The sequence below is a fragment of the Methylobacterium sp. J-026 genome, from assembly GCF_022829585.1.
In the GTDB taxonomy this organism is placed as follows: domain Bacteria; phylum Pseudomonadota; class Alphaproteobacteria; order Rhizobiales; family Beijerinckiaceae; genus Methylobacterium.
In genome coordinates this window covers 1-18,388 of sequence record NZ_JAKSYC010000099.1, presented here as the reverse complement: position 1 = coordinate 18,388, position 18,388 = coordinate 1, and the positions used below count along the sequence as shown (strand labels likewise).

Here is an 18,388-nt window from a genome sequence, read left to right as displayed (position 1 = left end):
TGGACTTGGCGGTCCTCGCCAGCCTGGCGATCGCCTTTCAGCCGGTCGGCTACCACCGCGTGACGCCCCTGGCCTACCGCTCGACGCCCCTGGGCATGGGGTTCGGCCGGTCGCGCTTCTCCAGTCCCGACGACGGTTTCGAAGTCCTCTACCGCGCCGCGGACCTGGCGACGGGCATAGCCGAGACGCTGATCCGCGACCGGTTCGAGAATCGCCGCCGGCGCCGGATCGGCGCGGCGGAGATCGCGCGCTGGGGCGTGACGCGGGTGAGAGCGGCCCGGCCGTTGACCGTGATCGACCTGCGGACCACCGGCCTCCTGCGCCTCGGCATCTCCACGGATGCCGGCCGCGCCAAGGTCCATCGCGACGGTCCGCGTCTCAGCCGCGCAATCCACGCGACGAGCGATGCCAACGGCATCCTATACGGCTCGCGGTTGACCGGTGCGGCCTGCTGCGCCGTCTATGACCGGGCGGTCGCGACGCTGCGGGCCGAGCCCGTCACGGAACTGCTGCAGGAAGCGTCCCTGGCGAGCGTGCTCGGCAGCCTGGCCGTCGAGCTGGTGATCTCCGCCTGAGACCGGGCGGCCCCCGCGCCATCCTTTCGCCTTGCGGGGCTGGCGGGATGGGTTCAGTGTCCCCAGCGATTTTTCGGGGACGCCCCGCCATTCCCGCGCCCGGCCCTCGGAGGGGCCCGGCGCCCAGGAGCCGCGATCGGTTCATGATGACAACACGCGCCCGCCGGAGCGTCTCGGCGCTCGCCCTGCTGCTCGCCGCAGGGCTCCCGCAGATCGCGCTCGCCGCCCAGCCGCGGGAATCGAGCCCGGTGCTCGATTACGAGCCCGCGGATTCGCTCGAGGGCAACTTCCTCTCCGCCTACATCGCGGGCGCCGCCCGGGACACGGCGGCGGCGGCGACCTTCTACCGCGAGGCGGTCAAGGCCGATCCGCGCAACGCCGAGCTGGTCGAGCGCGCCTTCATCTCGCTGCTCGCCGACGGCGCCCTGCCGGACGCGTTCCGGGCCGCCGAGAAGCTGATCGCCCGCGATCCGACCAACGGGCTCGCCAACCTCTCCCTCGGGGTGCGCCAGATCAAGGCCGGCCAATGGGCCGCCGCCCGCCAGAACTTCTCCCGCAGCGGCCGGGGCGCGGCGACCGACCTCACCGCGACCCTGCTCACCGCCTGGTCGTATGCCGGGGCCGGCGACGGCAAGAAGGCGCTGGAGACGGTCAACAAGCTCCGGGGCGAGCGCTACTACAACACGTTCCGCGATTACCACGCCGGTCTGATCGCATCGGTCACCGGCGACAATGCCGAGGCCGAGCGGCGCCTCAAGGCCGCCTACGAGGCCGACCGCAACACCCTGCGCATCGTCGACGCCTATGCCCGGATGGAGGCGAGCCTCGGCCGCACCGACCTGGCGATCCAGGCCTATTCCGACTTCGACCAGCTCTCGCCCCGGCACCCGCTGGTCCGTGACGCCCTGGACAAGCTCAAGGACGGCAAGCCGCTGGCCCGGCTGATCGGCAACGCCCAGGAGGGCGCCGCCGAGGTGCTGTACGGGCTGGGCTCGGCGGGCTCGACGCAGGGCGACGAATTGCCCGCGGTGATCTACCTGCGGCTGGCGCTCTACCTCGCCCCCGACCACGCCCTCGCCCGGCTGACGCTCGCCGATACCCTCGACCGGATGAAGCAGCCGGAGCGCGCCAACGAGGCCTACGCGCAGATCCCGGCCACCTCCCCGCTCAAGCTCAACGCCGACATCCAGATCGGCCTGAACCTGGAGCAGATGGGCAAGGCCGACGAGGCGCTGGCGCATCTCGACGCGACCATGAAGGCCCATCCGGACGACATCGACGTGATCACGGCACTGGGCAACGTCCAGCGGGCGCGCAAGAAGTACGAGGAGGCCGCCGCCACCTATACCCGCGCCATCGACCTGATCGGCGACCGGCCGCAGGCGAATTACTGGACGACCTACTACTTCCGCGGCACCGCCTACGAGCGCGCCAAGCAATGGCCGAAGGCCGAGGCCGACCTGAAGAAGGCCCTCGCCCTGGTGCCGGCCAGCCAGCCGGCCGCCAAGGCCCAGGTGATGAACTACCTCGGCTATTCCTGGGTCGACCAGAACACCAACATCGACGCGGCGTTCAAGCTGCTGCAGCAGGCGGTCGACGCCAGCCCGCGCGACGGCATGATCGTCGACAGCTTGGGGTGGGCCTATTACCGCCTGGGCCGCTGGGACGACGCGGTGCGCGAATTGGAGAAGGCGGTCGAGCTGAAGCCCGGCGACCCGACCATCAACGACCACCTGGGCGACGCCTACTGGCGCGCGGGCCGGCGCCTGGAGGGCAAGTTCCAGTGGCAGCACGCCAAGGACCTGAACCCCGAGCCGGACGACCTCGCGCAGATCAACGCGAAGCTCAAGGACGGGCTGCCGGAGATCGAGAAGCCCACCGCCACCGCCGAGACCACGCCGGCCCCGGTGGCCGCCCCGCACAACGCCGAGAACCCGGAACTGCCCAAGGGCGCGCCCCAGCCCCACGAGGCGCCCGGCGCCGCCGACAAGGCCAAGAAGTCGGGGGGGTGAGAGCCCCGGTCGCGCGACGGGCGATCATCCAAACAATCCCCCTCATCCTGAGGTGCCCGCGTCAGCGGGCCTCGAAGGCGCCCTCCAGAAGACACTGTGACCTCTGGAGGTCTCCTTCGAGGCCTCCGCTACGCTCCGGCACCTCAGGATGAGGGGGATTGTTTGGATGGCGGCTGCGCGGTCGGGCGTTTCGCCAGCTGCTGCAAGGCGTCCCAATCCTCTCGGATCAACGCCTCCTTCTTGGCCCGGCCCCAGCCCTTGATGCGCCGCTCGGCCGCGATGGCATCGGTGATGCGGTCGAACTGTTCAGCATAGACCAGCGTCACAGGCCGGCGCCGACTGGTATAACCGGGATACATGCCGGCCTGATGCTCGCTCAGCCGCTTGTCCAGGCTCTCGCCGCGAGCAGAACCGACATAGTAACTGCCGTCGGAGCAGCGCAACATATACACAAAGGCTGCCACGACCCGATTCGTCCCGGCGGAGGAGGAAAAGCCTAGCAGGATCGAAGATCCAGCGCTCTCCCCTCATCCTGAGGTGCCGGAGCGCAGCGGAGGCCTCGAAGGAGACCTCCAGCCAGCCGCGCGATCCCTGGAGGCCTCCTTGAGGCCCGCTGACGCGGGCACCTCAGGATGAGGGTAAGGGAAGGAAAGCCGGTCCGGCACCGCCCTGCGGGCCCACTGCGAAGCTGCGAACCAAAAAACTTGTTTTGTCCGCCACCTCATAAAAATCGACGCGCTTTTCCCCTCCGTTTGACGCACACTGCGCAGCCGTTCGCGGGCGGCCGCCTGCAGGGCTGGACATCCGCACGGCAACAGCCGGCGGCGGGCCGAGAGCCCGTGACTCAGGGAGGGAACGCCCATGCCGTCAGACATCGAGATCGCCCGCGCCGCGACCCTGAAGCCAATCGCGCAGGTCGCCGAGACGCTCGGCATCCCGGATGACGCGCTCCACAATTACGGCAAGCACATCGCCAAGCTCGACCACGGCTACATCGCCGGGCTCGAGGGCAGGACACCCGGCAAGCTCGTGCTGGTGACGGCGATCTCCCCGACGCCGGCGGGCGAGGGCAAGACCACCACGACGGTGGGCCTGGGCGACGCCCTGAACCGCATCGGCCAGAAGACCATGATCTGCCTGCGTGAGCCGTCCCTCGGGCCGTGCTTCGGCATGAAGGGCGGGGCGGCCGGCGGCGGCAAGGCGCAGGTCGTGCCGATGGAGCAGATCAACCTGCACTTCACCGGCGACTTCCACGCCATCACGTCGGCCCACAGCCTCGCGGCCGCGCTGATCGACAACCACGTCTACTGGGCCAACGAGCTCAACATCGACGTGCGCCGGATCCACTGGCGCCGGGTCGTCGACATGAACGACCGGGCCCTGCGCCAGATCACGCAGTCGCTCGGCGGCGTCGCCAACGGGTTTCCGCGGGAGGACGGGTTCGACATCACAGTGGCCTCCGAGGTGATGGCGGTGTTCTGCCTGGCCAAGGACCTCGCCGACCTGGAGGAGCGCCTCGGCCGGATCGTCATCGCCGAGACCCGGGACCGCAAGCTCGTCACCCTCAAGGACGTGAAGGCGACCGGCGCCATGACGGTGCTGCTCAAGGACGCCCTGCAGCCGAACCTCGTGCAGACCCTGGAGGGCAACCCGGCCCTGATCCACGGCGGCCCCTTCGCCAACATCGCCCATGGCTGCAACTCGGTGATCGCCACCCGGGCGGGCCTGCGGCTCGCCGACTACACGGTGACGGAGGCCGGCTTCGGCGCCGATCTCGGCGCGGAGAAGTTCTTGGACATCAAGTGCCGGCAGGCCGGCCTGACCCCGTCGGCGGTGGTGGTGGTGGCGACGATCCGCGCCCTGAAGATGCATGGCGGCGTCGACAAGAAGAGCCTCGGATCCGAGAATATCGGCGCCCTGGAGAAGGGTTTTGCGAATCTCGCCCGGCACGTCACCAACCTGCGCGGCTTCGGCCTGCCGGTGGTGGTCGGCGTCAACCATTTCTACGCCGACACCGACGCCGAGCATGCCAGGCTCAAGGAGCTGTGCCGCGAAAAGCTCGACGTGGAGGCGATCACCTGCCGCCACTGGGCCGAGGGCGGCGCCGGCGCCGAGGAGCTGGCCCGCGCCGTGGTGACGCTCAGTGAGGCCGAGCCGGCGCCGATCCGCCACGCCTACGAGACCGAGGCGCCGCTCGCGGAAAAGATCCGGACCATCGCCACCAAGCTCTACGGCGCCGCCGACATCCAGATCGAGTCCAAGGCGGCCCAAAAACTCGCCGCCTTCGAGAAGGACGGCTACGGCAACCTGCCGATCTGCATGGCCAAGACCCAGTACTCGTTCTCCACGGATCCCGGCCTGATGGGTGCGCCCGAGGGGCATATCGTGGGGGTGCGCGACGTCCGGCTCTCGGCCGGGGCCGGGTTCGTGGTGGCGATCTGCGGGGAGATCATGACCATGCCGGGCCTCCCCCGGGTGCCCGCCGCCGACACGATCCGGCTGGACGCCGACGGGCAGATCGACGGGCTGTTCTGAGGATCAAGCGGGCGGCCGCGAGCCGCCTTCCTCCGAAGGCCAGATCAAGGCTGCGCGGAGGCGTCCCAGGGGGTCAGGAGAGATCGGCCGCCCTGGGCCGATCGCTGGAACGCGGAAACGCGATCTCGACATCTTCGACGCCGGCCGGCAACCCCAAGGCCTCCACGATGCTGTGCAGGCCGTGGCCAGGCTTGCCGCTATCCGTGATGCGCACAGGTGCCGCTGCCGTCTTGGCGCGTCCGGTATCCTGATCGGACTCCGGGCCGGTGAGTCTGGTGATCGTCATGCTCGAAATCCCTTATCGGATTTAGATGTCTTGCCCAACCATCCGCAGGGCTCTGCCCGGCACCCACAAAAGGTCACAGACCAGCCCTTTCAAGGTGTTTGATCGGGTCGCGATCAGGACGTTTTGCCAAGCGGATTCATACGTCTTCACGTGACGCCAACGCTTCGAAAAATCGGCGTTTTCCCCTCCCCCTTGCGGGGAGGGGTCAGGGGTGGGGGTGGTCCAGGATGAGGCGTACCGGTGCCGTCTGAACCACCCCCACCTCCAACTCCTCCCCGCAAGGGGGGAGGAGAGCGCGGCCCGTCTCACCCAAATCGCTGCGCCAAACACCTTAAAAGGACTGGGTTACAGACCTTTTGAAACCGGGACCTACGCGTCCCCGAACAACGCCACCGCCAGCCGCGAATGATCTTCCCGCAGGCGGCCGAGATCGACCCCGAGCGGCTGCCCGTCGATCACCCGCCAGCGTCCTGCCACCATCACCCGGTCGGCCCGGGTGGCGCCGCACAGCACCAGCGCCGCCAGCGGATCGTGGGCGCCGGAGAAGCGCAGCTCCTCCAGGGTGAACAGGGCGAGGTCGGCCTCCCGGCCCGGTTCGATCCGGCCGATATCGGTGCGGCCGAGGCAGGCGGCCGAACCCTCCGTGGCCCAGCGCAGCGCGTCGTGATGCGTCACCGCCTCCGCTCCGTAAGTGAGCCGGCTCAGCATCAGCGCGTGGCGCACCCCCTCCATCAGGTTCGAGCTGTCGTTGGAGGCCGAGCCGTCGACCCCGAGCCCCACGGGGGAGCCCGCCGCCTCCAGCTCGCAGGTGCGGCAGCGCCCCGACGCCAGGGTCATGTTCGAGGTCGGGCAATGGCACACGCCGACCCCCGCCTTGCCCAGCCGGGCGACCTCGGCGTCGTTGAAATGGATGCCGTGGGCGAGCCAGACCCGGTCGTTCAGCCAGCCGACCTGTTCCAGATACTCCACCGGCCGGCAGCCGAACATCGACAGGCAATAGGCGTCCTCGTCGAGCGTCTCGCCGAGATGGGTGTGCAGGCGGCAGCCGTGGCGGGCGGCGAGGGTCGCGCTCTCGCGCATCAGGCGCTGGGTCACCGCGAAGGGCGAGCAGGGGGCCAGCCCGATCTGGACCATCGCCCCCGGGGCCGGATCGTGGAACAGGTTCAGCACCCGCTCGCAATCCGAGAGAATCGTGTCGTCGTCCTGCGTCAGCGCCGCGGGGGGCAGGCCGCCCTCCCGGTCGGACAGGCTCATGGAGCCGCGGGTGATCGCCGCGCGGATTCCGAGCGCCCGGGCCTCGTCGACCTGGACGTCGACCGAATCCTCCAGCCCCTTCGGGAACAGGTAATGGTGGTCGCCCGCCGTGGTGCAGCCGGAGAGCAGCAGCTCGGTATAGGCGACCCGGGTGGCGAGCCGAAACGCCTCGGGGGTGATCCGCCCCCAGATCGTGTAGAGCGCCTTCAGCCAGGGGAAGAGCGGTTTGTTGATCGCGATCGGATGGGCGCGGGTCAGGGTCTGGAAGGCGTGGTGATGGGTGTTGATCAGCCCGGGGATGACCACGTGGCGCGCGGCGTCGAAGGTCTCGTCCACCGGGGCGGCCGGCCGGGCGCCCGCCGCCACGAGCTCGACGATCCGGCTGCCCGCCACGACGATCCCGCCCCCCGCGCCCGCCGCCAGGATGGCGCGCGGATCGCGGATCCAGAGGCGGCGTCCCGATTCGACTGCTTCGGCCATGTCTTTCACCGCTCCCTCTGCCCGACCCGGGATGCGTAGCGGAGCGGTCGGACGGTCCGCAAGCGGGCCGGTCCGGGGAGCACCGTCCCGGGGACCGCGCGGACCGGGGGCGGTACGAACAGGCTCCGTTCCGTCGCGGCGGGTCCGGGCCCTGGCCCCGGCGGCGGCCGGGTGGCGGGCCCGGGTCGACCGGACAGGGTTGACGGGCCTCGGCCCGCTTGGGAAACGTCACGGGGACTGACCTATCACCCGTTGGGAGCGGCCACGCCGTGACACGGACAGCCCCGGGCGCGGAAACCTTCGCGGCGCCCCCCGTCCCGGCCACCCTCGGCAGCGACGACCTGATCGAACTCCTGTTCTTCGCCTATCGCGATTTCGTGGGCGATCCCGACCGGATCCTGGCGGCCTACGGCTTCGGCCGGGCGCACCACCGGGTGCTTCACTTCGTCGACCGCTATCCGGGCCTGACCATCGCCGAACTCCTCGACATCCTGCGCATCACCAAGCAGAGCCTCAACCGGGTGCTCAAGGACCTGATCGGCCAGGGCTACGTCGCCCAGAAGCCCGGCCCGAGCGACCGGCGCCAGCGCCTGCTCTACTGCACGCCGTCCGGCGCGGATCTGGCCGCCGACCTGACCCGGGTCCAGGCGCGCCGCCTCGCCCGGGCGCTGGCCGCGCCGGACGCGCGGGGCTCGCCGGAGGATTTCTTGATGGCGATGATCGAGCCGGAGGACAGGGCGGCGGTCCGGAGCCTGATGGCCCGGCGCGTGGCCCATGCGGGCGGCGGCGCGTGACGGCGGCTCCCCGGGCCGACCTTCCCGACGAGGCGCCGCACGTCCTGGTGGTCGACGACGACCGCCGCCTGCGCGAGCTCCTCGCCCGCTACCTCACCGACCAGGGGTTTCGCGTCACCGCGGCGGCGAGCGCCGCCGAGGCCCGGGCCCGGGCCCAGAGCGTCGTGTTCGACGCGATGGTGCTCGACGTGATGATGCCCGGCGAGAACGGCTTCGACTACGCACGGAGCGTGCGCGAGACCTCCCGGGTGCCGATCCTGATGCTCACCGCGCGCTCCAACCCCAACGACCGGGTGATGGGCCTGGAGATCGGCGCGGACGACTACCTGCCCAAGCCGTTCGAGCCGCGGGAGCTGACGCTGCGGCTCACCAATATCATCAAGCGCAGCCCGCGCCCCCGGGAGGCCGCGGCCGAGGCCGTGACCTTCGGGCCGTTCGCGTTCCGGATCGACCGGGGCGAGCTGCGCCGGGACGACGCGCTGATCCGCATCACCGAGCGCGAGCGCGAGATCCTGACGATCCTGGCCATGGCCGGCGGCGCCAACGTGGAGCGCGAGCAGCTCGCCGGACCCGGGGGCGCCGCGGCGGAGCGCACCGTCGACGTGCAGATCAACCGCCTGCGCCGCAAGACGGAGGTCGACCCGGCCAACCCGGTCTTCCTGCAGACCGTCCGGGGGGTCGGCTACCGGCTCGCGGTGGATTGACGGGCTTGGCGGCCGATCCGCGTCACACCGGGCGCGGCTCGTCGGGCTTCAGCTTGAGGGCCTTCGCCACCCGGGTGGACAGGCCGCCCACGAGGGCGACGGAAGCCGGCGCCTCGGCCAGGTTGCGCACCGCCGCCAGGGCCTCCTCGGCGCTGGCCTTCATCACCGCGTAGACCCGGGGGCTCGACGCCTTGCCGGACCGCTCCGGCGTCACGGAGACGAGGAAGGTCGTGTAGCGTCTCCGCGCGCGTCCGGGCATGGTTTTGCATGTGACACGGCGGCTAACTATCGCCAAGGCCTGAATTCCGCCCCGGGTCCGGGACGAGCCCCCGACCGGCGCGATCACCCGTGCCGGCCGCATCGGCTCCGCGCCGCGGGGCGGGTTGATCGTTAGCCGACACATCAACGCGGTGACCGAACCGCCACACATGCTCTCGCCGTATCCACACGCGTCCCCCGCTCCCCTCTGCGCGGGAGGGAGGGCGCGCGGCAGCACGAACGGATCCGTCTGTCCAGCCGGACCATCGGCGGCGGCCCGGGCGCGCTACCAGACCAGCCGCTCGATCACCGCGTCGGGATGCACCGCCTGCCGGCTGAGCCAGTCCGCAACGTCGCCCAGCCGGTGGTGCTCGGCCGTGACGCCGAGTTCCTCCGCGTGGATGCCCCGGGCGACCAGCAGGCTCGCGAGGCCGAAGCCGCGGGCGCCGGCGATGTCGGTGCGGATCGCGTCGCCGATCGCCAGGACCCGGGCCGGGTCCACCGGGGCGCCGGTGAGGGCGGCACCCTTGGCCAGGGCCGCCGCGTAGACCGGCCGGTGCGGCTTGCCGGCATAGACCACGGCGCCGCCGAGCTCCGCATAGGCCGCCGCCAGCAGGCCCGCGCAGGGGATCAGGCGGTTGCCGCTCTCGACCACGAGGTCGGGATTGGCGCAGATCAGGGTCAGCCCGCGGGCGGCGAGGCGCGTCAGTTCGGGCCGGTAATCGTCCGCGGTCTCGCTGCGGTCGTCGAACAGGCCCGTGCAGACGACGAGATCGGCCTCCGCCTCCGGGACGAGGCTGAGGTCGAGCCCCTGGAAGATGCCGAGGTCCCGCTCCGGCCCGAGGTGCCGGATCCGGGCGCCGGGACGGGCCACGATGAGGTCGCGGGTGAGGTCGCCCGAGGTCAGGATCGCGTCGTAGGCCGCCCGCGGCACGCCGAACCGGTCGAGGATGCGGCCCACCCCGTCCCCGGGCCGGGGGGCGTTCGAGACCAGGACCACCCGGCGTGGCCGCGGTCCCGGCAGGTCGCGGAAGCGGATCAGCGCCGCGCCGGCGGCGGCGTGGGCCGTCTGGCCGTCGTGCAGGACGCCCCAGACGTCGCAGAGGATCAGGTCGTAGCGCTCCGCCACCTGGGCGAGGCCGTCGAGGGTCGGGATCGATGCAGGCATGGAAAGTCCTGGTTTCAGAAGGTCCGGGACCTTTTGCGGGTGCAGGGCAGGGCCCTGCAAGCGTGCGGAGCCCGTCTCGGGCCAAGGCTCCGCCCTGGCGACCCGCCAAAGGGCACAGCCCTTTGGGAACCCCTTACCGGCCTTGCGGGCCGAGCCGGTGCTCGGCGAAGAAGTCGAGCATCGCCCGGGAGGCATCGGGACCCTCGCGATCCGTGTAGCTGCCCTCGGGGCGGCCGCCCGACCAGGCGTGGCCGGCGCCGCGCACCCGCCAATCCTCCACCACCACCCGGCCGGACCCGTCCCGGTAGCGGGTGCGGGTGAAGGGATGGCCGCGGCCCTCGATGGTCTCGGACCGCCCGGTCAGCCCCGCCACGTTGGCCTGCGCCAGCACCTGATCGGCGTTGCGCACGCTCACCGTCCCGTCATCCTCGCCGTGGAAGACGATCGTGGGCACGCGCGTCGCCGGGGCGGGTGCCCCGAACGGCGTCGTGGTGCCGAGGCCCGGCGCGCCGACCTGCATGGCCATCAGGGCCGAGCCGAGGTCGCGGGCGCAGCCGGCCGCGAGGCCCGAATGCACGCCCACGGCGGCGAACAGGTCCGGATAGGCCCGGGCGATATTCAGGGCGGCCGCGCCCCCCGCCGACAGGCCGGCGATGTAGACCCGGGCCGGGTCGATGGGATGGTCGGCCATCACCGCCCGGGTGAGACCGGCGATGATCGCCGGCTCGCCCGATCCGCGGGCCTGGTCGCGGGGGTCGTACCAGTTCCAGCAGCGCTGGGCATGGGCCTGACGGCTCTGCGCCGGATAGGCGACGAACACGCCCGCCCGCTCGGCCAGGGCGTTCATGCCGGTCCCGGCGGCGAAATCGTCCGGGTTCTGCGTACAGCCGTGCAGCATGACGACCAGAGGCGCGGGGGTCTCCGGACGGCTCGGGACGAACAGCCTGTAGTCGCGGCTGCCGGCGGCCTCCGCGTGGCTCAGGGACAGGAAGCTGCCCCCCGCCGGGGTACCGGGCTGATCGGGGGGCGGTGCGGGCTGCCGCAGGGGCTTGCCCAGCCCTTTCAGCACGGGGCCGAGGCCGCGCATGACCTGACCGACCACCTCGCGCACCCGCGTGACGGATTCGGCAGCCGGATCCGGCGCTGTCCCGGGCCCGGCCGCCTCCGGGCGCGGGGGTGAATCGCCCCGAGGCGGCGCCGCGGCGTCCGCGCCGCGGAAGCTGCGCTGGATCAGCGCGGTGGCCTCGTCCAGGCGGCCGAGCCCGGTCAGCCGGGTGGCCTCGATCATGTCGGCGAAGGGCGAGGCGCCGATCCTGGGGTCGCGCTCCCCGTCGCGGCGGCCGGGATCGTCGGTCATGCCTGCGCGCCTCACTGCCTCAGCGTTGCTGTCGCGGCCGGGAGCTGTGCGCCGATGCCACCGCATGGACCATCCTCACCACCGGACCCGATGGAACGCCGACCTCGATTGTGCATCGCAATAAACGCCGCTGTGCGCCGCGGCAACACCGTGCGCCGCGGGTCAGCCCACCGCACGGGACCGGCGGGTCAGGCCGGCTCGTCCGTCCCGATGTACTCGGCCCAGATCGCGGCGGGACCGAGGCTCGCCCGGAAGCCGTCATGGCGGGCGCGCTCCGCGTCGGTCAGGCGGCTGCGGTAGGGCCGGGGCGCCGCCGGGATGGCCGCGGGGGCGCGCGGCCCGGCGCCCGGCGCGGCGGTCCCCGCATCCAGCAATCCCAGGCTGGTCTGCTTGCCGCCGAGCAGCTCGACATAGACCTCGGCCAGGATCTGCGCGTCGAGGAGCGCCCCGTGCTTGGTGCGCTTGGTGTTGTCGATGCCGTAGCGGGCGCAGAGGGCGTCGAGGTTGTTGGCCGCCCCCGGGTGCTTGCGCCGGGCCATGGGCAGGGTGTCGACCACCTCCTCCAGCCGGATCGGCGGCGGGGCGCCGGCCCCGAGCCGGGCGTATTCCATGTTGAGGAAGCCGACATCGAAGGGCGCGTTGTGGATCACGAGGCGCCCGTCGCCCAGGAAGGCCAGCAGCTCGCCGACGATCCCGGCGAAGAGCGGCTTGTCGGCGAGGAACGCGTCCGACAGGCCGTGGACCTTGAAGGCGCCCTCGGAGACCGCCCGCTGCGGGTTGCAGTAGCGGTGGAAGCTGCGCCCGGTGGGGATGTGGTTGAGCAGCTCGACCGCGCCGATCTCAATCAGCCGGTCGCCGCCCTTCGCCTCCGTGCCGGTGGTCTCGGTGTCGAGGACGATCTCGCGCAGCATGGGGCGACTCGGCATGTTCTAGGGGACCGGACCCTAACGGGATAAGCCGGCGCGGTTAACCTGCCGTACCCGACTGCCTAGCGCGACATGTTGCGGTAGACGCAGACACGCCCCTGGTCCTCGTACCCGCCCGGGCAGGCGGTGACGCAGGCGCCGGCCGCGATCTTCTTCGGGGGCGGGCAGGCGGCGTCCTGGGCCCGGGCCGGCACGGCAGCCGCCCCCAGCAGGGCGAGCACCGTCACGGCCAGGATTCGTCCGGTCATTGCGAGATACCGCACCATCACGTCCACCAAGCGGCCGGGACGCCCCGGGGAGAGCTGCAACCACAGATATGCAGCGGCGCGGATGCGTCACCCTCCGGCCCGGTGCGGCGGCGCACGCCCCTCGGTGAGCCGGGCCACGATCCGCGCCACCTCGGCCTCGGCCGCCGGAAAACCCCCGCCCGTGTCGATCACGAAATCCGCCCGGGCGCGCTTCTCGGCATCGGGCATCTGCTTGGCCAGGATCGCCGCGAAGGCCGCCTCATTCATGCCGGGGCGGGCGAGCACCCGGGCGCGCTGGACCTCCGGGGGGGCGCTGACCACCGCGACCGCGTCGCAGCGGGTCTCGCCCCCGGTCTCGTAGAGGAGCGGGATGTCGAGGACGACCAGCGGCGCCGCCGCGTGCCGCGCCAGGAAGGCGGTGCTGGCCGCCCGGACCAGCGGGTGGACGAGGGCCTCGAGGGCGGCCATCCGATCGGGATCGCCCAGCACCGCGTCGCGCAGGCGGGCGCGGTCGACGCCGCCGCGCGGATCGCGCACCCCCGGAAAGGCCGCCCCGATCGCCGCGGCCGCCTCGCCGCCGGGCCCGTAGAGGGCGTGGACGGCGGCGTCGGCGTCGTGGACCGGGACGCCGAGCGCCGCGAACATCCCGGCGGTGGCCGACTTGCCCATGCCGATCGAGCCGGTCAGGCCCAAGATGATGGGACCGATGACGGGACCGCCCGGCCTCATCCGGCGAGGTCCGCCACGATCTTGGCGCGCAACGCGGGGGTGACGGTGGGGCGCGGGCCGAACCAGGCCTCGAAGCCCGGCACCGCCTGGTGCAGCAGCATGCCGAGCCCGTCCACCGCCGCGAGCCCGCGCCGGCGTGCCGCCGCGAGCAGCGCCGTCTCCAGCGGGACGTAGACGATGTCGGCCACCGCCGCGGAGGCCGGCAGCGGCGCGAGGTCGAGGTCGAGGGGCGGCTGACCCCGCATGCCCAGCGAGGTGGTGTTGACCAGGAGCCCCGCCCCGGCAAGCGCCGCCGGCAGATCGTCCCAGGCGAGGGCCGCGCCGATGCCCGGCGCCAGGGCGGCCACGCCCTCGGCCCGGGCCGGGGTGCGGTTGGCCACGAGGATCCGGCGCAGGCCCCGCTCGGCCAGCCCGACCACGATCGCCCGGGCCGCGCCGCCGGCGCCCAGCACCACGGCGGTCCCGCCCGCGCGCCCCGGCCAGCCTTCGCCCAGGCTGTGGTCCAGATGGGCGCAGAAGCCCGGCGCGTCGGTGTTGTCGCCGCCGATCCGGCCGTCCGGCCCGACCACCAGGGTGTTGACCGCACCGATCTTTTCCGCCCGCGGCGTGAGGGTGTCGGCCAGCGCGAAGGCCGCCTCCTTGTGGGGGATCGTGACGTTGCCGCCCCGGAAGCCCGAGTCCGGCAGCGCCCGGAGGAAGGTCGGAAACGCCGCCGGCGCCACGTCCAGGCGCTCGTAGGAGCCCGGGAGGCCGTGCGCGGCCAGCCAGTGGCCGTGGATCAGCGGCGAGCGCGAATGGGCGATCGGGTGGCCGACCACGAAGGCCCGGGGGATCGGGGCTCCGGTCACGCCGCGCACGCCTCGGCGAGGCGGCAGGCCGGGCCGCCGGCCGCCTCGATCTGCAGGGTGGCGTGGCCGATGCCGAAGCGGGCGCGCAGGCCCTCGGCGGTCTCGGTGAGGAAGGCGTTGCCGGGCGTCCGATGCTCCGGGTGGTCCTCGGCGATCACCAGATGGACCGTGAGGGCGACGCTGGTGGTGCTCATGGGCCAGATGTGCAGGTCGTGCAGGTCGACCACCCCGGGCCGGTCGCGCAGGAAGCCGGTCACCGCATCCGGGGAGATCTCCGGGGGCACGGCGTCGAGGGACATGGCCACGCTGTCGCGCAGGAGGCCCCAGGTCGCCCAGACCACCAGGGCCGCGATGACGAGGCTGACCGCGGGATCGAGCCAGGCATAGCCGGTGAGCTGGATCACGAGGCCCGCGACCACGACCCCGACCGAGACGGCGGCGTCGGCCGCCATGTGCAGGAAGGCGCCACGGATGTTGATGTCGCCCTTGGCGCCGCTGGCGAACAGCCACGCGGTCAGGCCGTTGACCAGGATCCCGACGGCCGCCACCACCATCACGATGGTCCCGGCGACCGGTTCCGGATGGACCAGGCGGACCAGCGCCTCCCAGATCACCGCCCCCATGGCGATCAGCAGGAACACGGCGTTGAACAGGGCGGCCAGGATCGAGGAGCCGCGATACCCGTAGGTGAAGCGGGCGCTGGCGCGGCGGCGCACCAGGATGGCGGCGATCCAGGCGGCCGCGAGGCCTAGAACGTCCGAGAGGTTGTGGCCGGCATCGGCCACCAGCGACATGGAGTTGGCGAGATAGCCGTAGGCCGCCTCGATCACCACGAATCCGGTGTTGAGCACGATGCCGATGGCGAAGGCCGGCCCGAAATTTTTTGGCGCATGGGCGTGGCCGCCATGACCTCCGTGCCCGTGACCTCCGTGCCCATGGCCACCATGCGCGTGGGATCCGTGGGAATGATCGTGCCCGGCCAAGACGATGCTCCGTTCGATCGTTGGGACAAGTCAGGGTTTCAAAAGGTCCGGGACCTTTTGCGGGTCCAGGGCGGAGCCCGGGTGTCTCGGACGTGTCTCCGGCCCCCAAAGGCCTGATCCCTCCGGACACCCGTTCCTTCCGCCCGGCGCCGTCAGAAGTCCAGGCAGCCGGCGGCGCGCAGGCGGGCGAGGAGCGGCAGCAGCGGCAGGCCCAGCACGGTACTGTGGTCGCCGACGACCGATTCGAACAGGTGGATCCCCGGCCCTTCGAGCTGGTAGCCGCCGACGCTCGCCCGTACCCGTTCCGCGCCGGCGCAGTCCACATAGGCCGCGATCGCCCGGTCATCGAGGGGCCGCAGGGTCAGCCGGGCGGTCTCCACGAAGGCGTCCTCCACGGTCCCGGCCAGCACGACGGCGGCATGCAGGGCGTGGGTGCGGCCGGCGAGCCGGGCGAGCTGCGCCCGGGCGGCCCCGGCATCGACGGGCTTGTGGAACACCGTGCCGTCGAGGTCGAGCACCTGATCGGCGCCGATGACGAGCCGCCCGGGGAACCGGGCCGCCACCGAAGCCGCCTTGGCGCGGGCGAGCGTCAGGGCGAGGTCGGGGGGGGACAGGGTCCGGCTCGCCGCCTCCAGGGCGCGCTCGTCCACGTCGGGGGCGGCGGTCTCGACCGGCAGGGCGGCGCTCTCCAGCAGGAGACGCCGTGTCGGGCTGGTCGAGGCGAGGAGGAGCGGGTCCGGACGGAGCCAGGGCGAGCGCGGCATCGCGCCAGTGTCACGGATCCGGGGGAGGGCGCAAGGCAGCCCGCAAAACAGCCCGCACCACGGGGGGCTGCGACGAGCCCCGCCGCCGGGATGAACCGGCCGGCGGGGCTGTCGCGGGGCCGATACGCAACCTGGCGCCCGATGCAGACCTTGGCAGGGATCGGTTAGGGGAAGGTCAACGGCCCGGTTGCGCGGTCTGGCCTATCCGTGCCGTGGCGGGACAGGGCGGATGGCGCGATGGCATCCGGAAGCGTCTCTCCCTCCCCCTTGCGGCGACGGGCGACACAGGTTCAAGGCACGCGGCTCACGACCCAGCGCGACAGGGCCCCCTCTCACGCACGGGAGAGGGGGGCCGAGCCCCGCCGATCTGACCGGCGAGCTCGCTGAGACCTCAAACCTGTGTCGCCCGTAGCCCTTGCGGGGCGGAGAGCGCGCCTCGGCCAGAGATGAGTGAATACAGGAGTCCGAGAGGGGGAAGGGAGACGCGCCCGGACGCGCCTCAGGTGTTCATCGAGTCGAAGAAGTCGCCGTTGCTCTTGGTCTGGCGGAGCTTGTCCATCAGGAACTCGATCGCGTCGGTGACGCCCATCGGGTTGAGGATGCGGCGCAGCACGTAGGTCTTCTTGAGGGCGTCCGGCGGGACCAGCAGCTCCTCCTTGCGGGTGCCGGAGCGGGTGATGTCGATCGCCGGGAAGATGCGCTTGTCCGAGACCTTGCGGTCCAGGATGATCTCCGAGTTGCCGGTGCCCTTGAACTCCTCGAAGATCACCTCGTCCATGCGCGAGCCGGTGTCGATCAGCGCGGTGGCGATGATCGAGAGCGAGCCGCCCTCCTCGATGTTGCGGGCGGCGCCGAAGAAGCGCTTGGGCCGCTGCAGGGCGTTGGCGTCGACGCCGCCGGTGAGCACCTTGCCGGAGGACGGCACCACGGTGTTGTAGGCGCGGCCGAGCCGAGTGATCGAATCGAGCAGGATCACGACGTCGCGGCCGTGCTCCACGAGGCGCTTGGCCTTCTCGATCACCATCTCGGCGACCTGCACGTGGCGGGTGGCCGGCTCGTCGAAGGTCGAGGCGATGACCTCGCCCTTCACCGAGCGCTGCATGTCGGTGACCTCCTCGGGCCGCTCGTCGATGAGCAGCACGATCAGGTAGCATTCGGGGTGATTGAGGGTGATCGACTGGGCGATGTTCTGCATCAGCACGGTCTTGCCCGTGCGCGGCGGCGCCACGATCAGGGCGCGCTGGCCCTTGCCGATCGGCGCCACGATGTCGATGATCCGCGGCGAGAAATCCTTCTTGGTCGGGTTGTCCAGTTCGAGCTTGAAGCGCTTCGTCGGGAAGAGCGGCGTCAGGTTGTCGAAATGGACCTTGTGCTTGATTTTTTCCGGGTTCTCGAAGTTGATGGTATTCACTTTGAGAAGAGCAAAATAACGCTCGCCGTCCTTGGGGCCGCGGATCGGGCCCTCGACGGTGTCGCCGGTGCGCAGGCCGAAGCGGCGGATCTGGGTCGGCGAGATGTAGATGTCGTCGGGGCCCGGCAGGTAGTTCGAGTCGGAGGAGCGCAGGAAGCCGAAGCCGTCCTGCAGCACCTCGACGGTGCCCGAGCCGATGATCTCGACCTCCTTGGCAGCGAGCTGCTTCAGGATCGCGAACATCAACTCCTGCTTGCGCATGGTCGAGGCGTTCTCGACCTCGACCTCCTCGGCGAAGGCCGTCAGGTCGGTCGGCGTCTTCGACTTGAGGTCCTGGAGCTTGACCTCGCGGACGCCTTCGAGGGCGGCGGGCATGGTCGGCAGATCGTCGGCCGGCTCCGCGGTCTCGAGATCGGCGAGGGCGTCGGGATGTGGCGTCATGGGGTGTCTTGCAACCGACGGAGAAGGTGGGAGGGCCGGTTCTGTGCCAAGCACCCGGGGGACGGGCGCCGAAGGGCGGGCCGCGCTGCGGCGAGGGGCCCGTGGATCAGGGTGGCGAAACCGTTTTGGCAGGACCCTCGCGGCTCACGGGCGCGCTGTGGCGCTGACCTTGTGACGAGGGCGATGAAGAGATAACGCGTTTCGCCCCCGCACTCAAGGCCCCCATTCGAGGCCCCCATTCGAGGCCCCCCTCCGACGCCCCCCTGCGACGCCCCCCTCCCACGCCCCCCTTCCACGCCCACGCGTCCGGTCCCCCCCCGGCCTGGACGCGCGGGCCGTCGGCCCGCCCCCGCCCCGGGCCCCGCGCGGGGGCGCGCCGCTCGCGCGCGCCCCCGGGCCGTCGGACCCCGCCCCGAGCCCCCGTGCAGCCCCGCGTGGGGGCCCGGCGGCGGGCCGGTACGACGCGGCGACCCTGTAAGCACGGCGCGGTCCGTCCGCGAGGGTCTTGTAGGGGTGCGCCGGATGGGGGCCGCGGTGGGGGGCCTCGAGTGGGGGGGTCGAATGGGGGCCTCGAATGGGGGCCTTGAGTGCGGGGGCGAAACGCGTTATCTCTTC

18 protein-coding genes are annotated in these 18,388 nt (G+C 71.7%); 5 read left to right on the top strand and 13 right to left on the bottom strand.

Annotated features, from left to right (window positions below; genetic code table 11):
• Positions 1–575 (top strand): RES family NAD+ phosphorylase (locus MKK69_RS09655; RefSeq protein ID WP_313900841.1); only part of this gene is annotated, 575 nt, incomplete at its 5' end.
• Between the two features lie 143 nt (positions 576–718).
• Positions 719–2,587 carry a tetratricopeptide repeat protein gene (locus MKK69_RS09650; protein WP_243967545.1) on the top strand — a complete coding sequence of 623 codons (1,869 nt, stop codon included), beginning with the start codon at positions 719–721 and terminating at the stop codon, positions 2,585–2,587.
• A 143-nt stretch (positions 2,588–2,730) separates the two neighbouring features.
• On the opposite strand, the gene MKK69_RS09645 is transcribed toward MKK69_RS09650, so the two are convergent.
• The gene (locus MKK69_RS09645; protein WP_243967544.1) at positions 2,731–3,051 is read right to left on the bottom strand and encodes a GIY-YIG nuclease family protein; all 321 of its coding nucleotides are present in this window, start codon (positions 3,049–3,051) and stop codon (positions 2,731–2,733) included.
• Positions 3,052–3,448: 397 nt separating this feature from the next.
• On the opposite strand from MKK69_RS09645, the gene MKK69_RS09640 reads away from it, so the two are divergent.
• On the top strand, positions 3,449–5,122 hold the full coding sequence (locus MKK69_RS09640) for a formate--tetrahydrofolate ligase (protein WP_243967543.1): 1,674 nt from the start codon (positions 3,449–3,451) through the stop codon (positions 5,120–5,122).
• 73 nt (positions 5,123–5,195) lie between these two features.
• On the opposite strand, the gene MKK69_RS09635 is transcribed toward MKK69_RS09640, so the two are convergent.
• Both MKK69_RS09635 and MKK69_RS09630 read right to left on the bottom strand, forming a co-directional pair.
• Entirely contained in the window at positions 5,196–5,408 is a 213-nt protein-coding gene (locus tag MKK69_RS09635) for a hypothetical protein (RefSeq protein WP_243967542.1), read from the bottom strand.
• A gap of 369 nt (positions 5,409–5,777) precedes the next feature.
• Positions 5,778–7,142 (bottom strand): 8-oxoguanine deaminase, encoded by a 1,365-nt coding sequence (locus tag MKK69_RS09630; protein ID WP_243967541.1) that lies wholly within the window; start codon positions 7,140–7,142, stop codon positions 5,778–5,780.
• Between the two features lie 269 nt (positions 7,143–7,411).
• On the opposite strand from MKK69_RS09630, the gene MKK69_RS09625 reads away from it, so the two are divergent.
• Both MKK69_RS09625 and MKK69_RS09620 read left to right on the top strand, forming a co-directional pair.
• Positions 7,412–7,936, top strand: a complete 525-nt coding sequence (locus MKK69_RS09625) for a MarR family winged helix-turn-helix transcriptional regulator (protein WP_409564791.1) — start codon at positions 7,412–7,414, stop codon at positions 7,934–7,936.
• On the top strand, positions 7,933–8,640 hold the full coding sequence (locus tag MKK69_RS09620; RefSeq protein WP_243967540.1) for a response regulator: 708 nt from the start codon (positions 7,933–7,935) through the stop codon (positions 8,638–8,640). Before MKK69_RS09625 ends, MKK69_RS09620 begins: the two co-directional genes overlap by 4 nt.
• A gap of 22 nt (positions 8,641–8,662) precedes the next feature.
• On the opposite strand, the gene MKK69_RS09615 is transcribed toward MKK69_RS09620, so the two are convergent.
• The 10 genes from MKK69_RS09615 to rho all read right to left on the bottom strand — a co-directional run bounded on the left by MKK69_RS09615 (position 8,663) and on the right by rho (position 17,773).
• Positions 8,663–8,899, bottom strand: coding sequence for a hypothetical protein (locus tag MKK69_RS09615; RefSeq protein WP_243967538.1), 237 nt, complete (start codon positions 8,897–8,899; stop codon positions 8,663–8,665).
• A gap of 285 nt (positions 8,900–9,184) precedes the next feature.
• A complete protein-coding gene (locus MKK69_RS09610; RefSeq protein WP_243967537.1) occupies positions 9,185–10,066 on the bottom strand; it encodes a TIGR01459 family HAD-type hydrolase in 882 nt (293 codons plus the stop codon).
• Positions 10,067–10,199: 133 nt separating this feature from the next.
• Complete coding sequence (locus MKK69_RS09605; RefSeq protein WP_243967536.1) at positions 10,200–11,423, bottom strand: PHB depolymerase family esterase; 1,224 nt, start codon at positions 11,421–11,423, stop codon at positions 10,200–10,202.
• 188 nt (positions 11,424–11,611) lie between these two features.
• Positions 11,612–12,334 (bottom strand): DNA polymerase III subunit epsilon, encoded by a 723-nt coding sequence (gene dnaQ, locus MKK69_RS09600; RefSeq protein ID WP_243967535.1) that lies wholly within the window; start codon positions 12,332–12,334, stop codon positions 11,612–11,614.
• A gap of 77 nt (positions 12,335–12,411) precedes the next feature.
• Entirely contained in the window at positions 12,412–12,597 is a 186-nt protein-coding gene (locus tag MKK69_RS09595) for a hypothetical protein (RefSeq protein WP_243967534.1), read from the bottom strand.
• Positions 12,598–12,684: 87 nt separating this feature from the next.
• Positions 12,685–13,326: a dephospho-CoA kinase gene (gene coaE / locus MKK69_RS09590; protein WP_243967533.1), complete on the bottom strand. Its 642-nt coding sequence runs from the start codon at positions 13,324–13,326 to the stop codon at positions 12,685–12,687.
• Complete coding sequence (locus MKK69_RS09585; RefSeq protein WP_243967532.1) at positions 13,323–14,174, bottom strand: shikimate dehydrogenase; 852 nt, start codon at positions 14,172–14,174, stop codon at positions 13,323–13,325. Before MKK69_RS09585 ends, coaE begins: the two co-directional genes overlap by 4 nt.
• Positions 14,171–15,157 carry a cation diffusion facilitator family transporter gene (locus MKK69_RS09580; RefSeq protein WP_243967531.1) on the bottom strand — a complete coding sequence of 329 codons (987 nt, stop codon included), beginning with the start codon at positions 15,155–15,157 and terminating at the stop codon, positions 14,171–14,173. The genes MKK69_RS09585 and MKK69_RS09580 overlap by 4 nt, the downstream gene beginning before the upstream one ends.
• 152 nt (positions 15,158–15,309) lie before the next feature.
• Positions 15,310–15,921: a Maf family nucleotide pyrophosphatase gene (locus tag MKK69_RS09575; RefSeq protein ID WP_243967530.1), complete on the bottom strand. Its 612-nt coding sequence runs from the start codon at positions 15,919–15,921 to the stop codon at positions 15,310–15,312.
• 499 nt (positions 15,922–16,420) lie between these two features.
• Entirely contained in the window at positions 16,421–17,773 is a 1,353-nt protein-coding gene (gene rho / locus MKK69_RS09570) for a transcription termination factor Rho (protein WP_243967529.1), read from the bottom strand.
• Between the last annotated feature and the right edge of the window lie 615 nt (positions 17,774–18,388).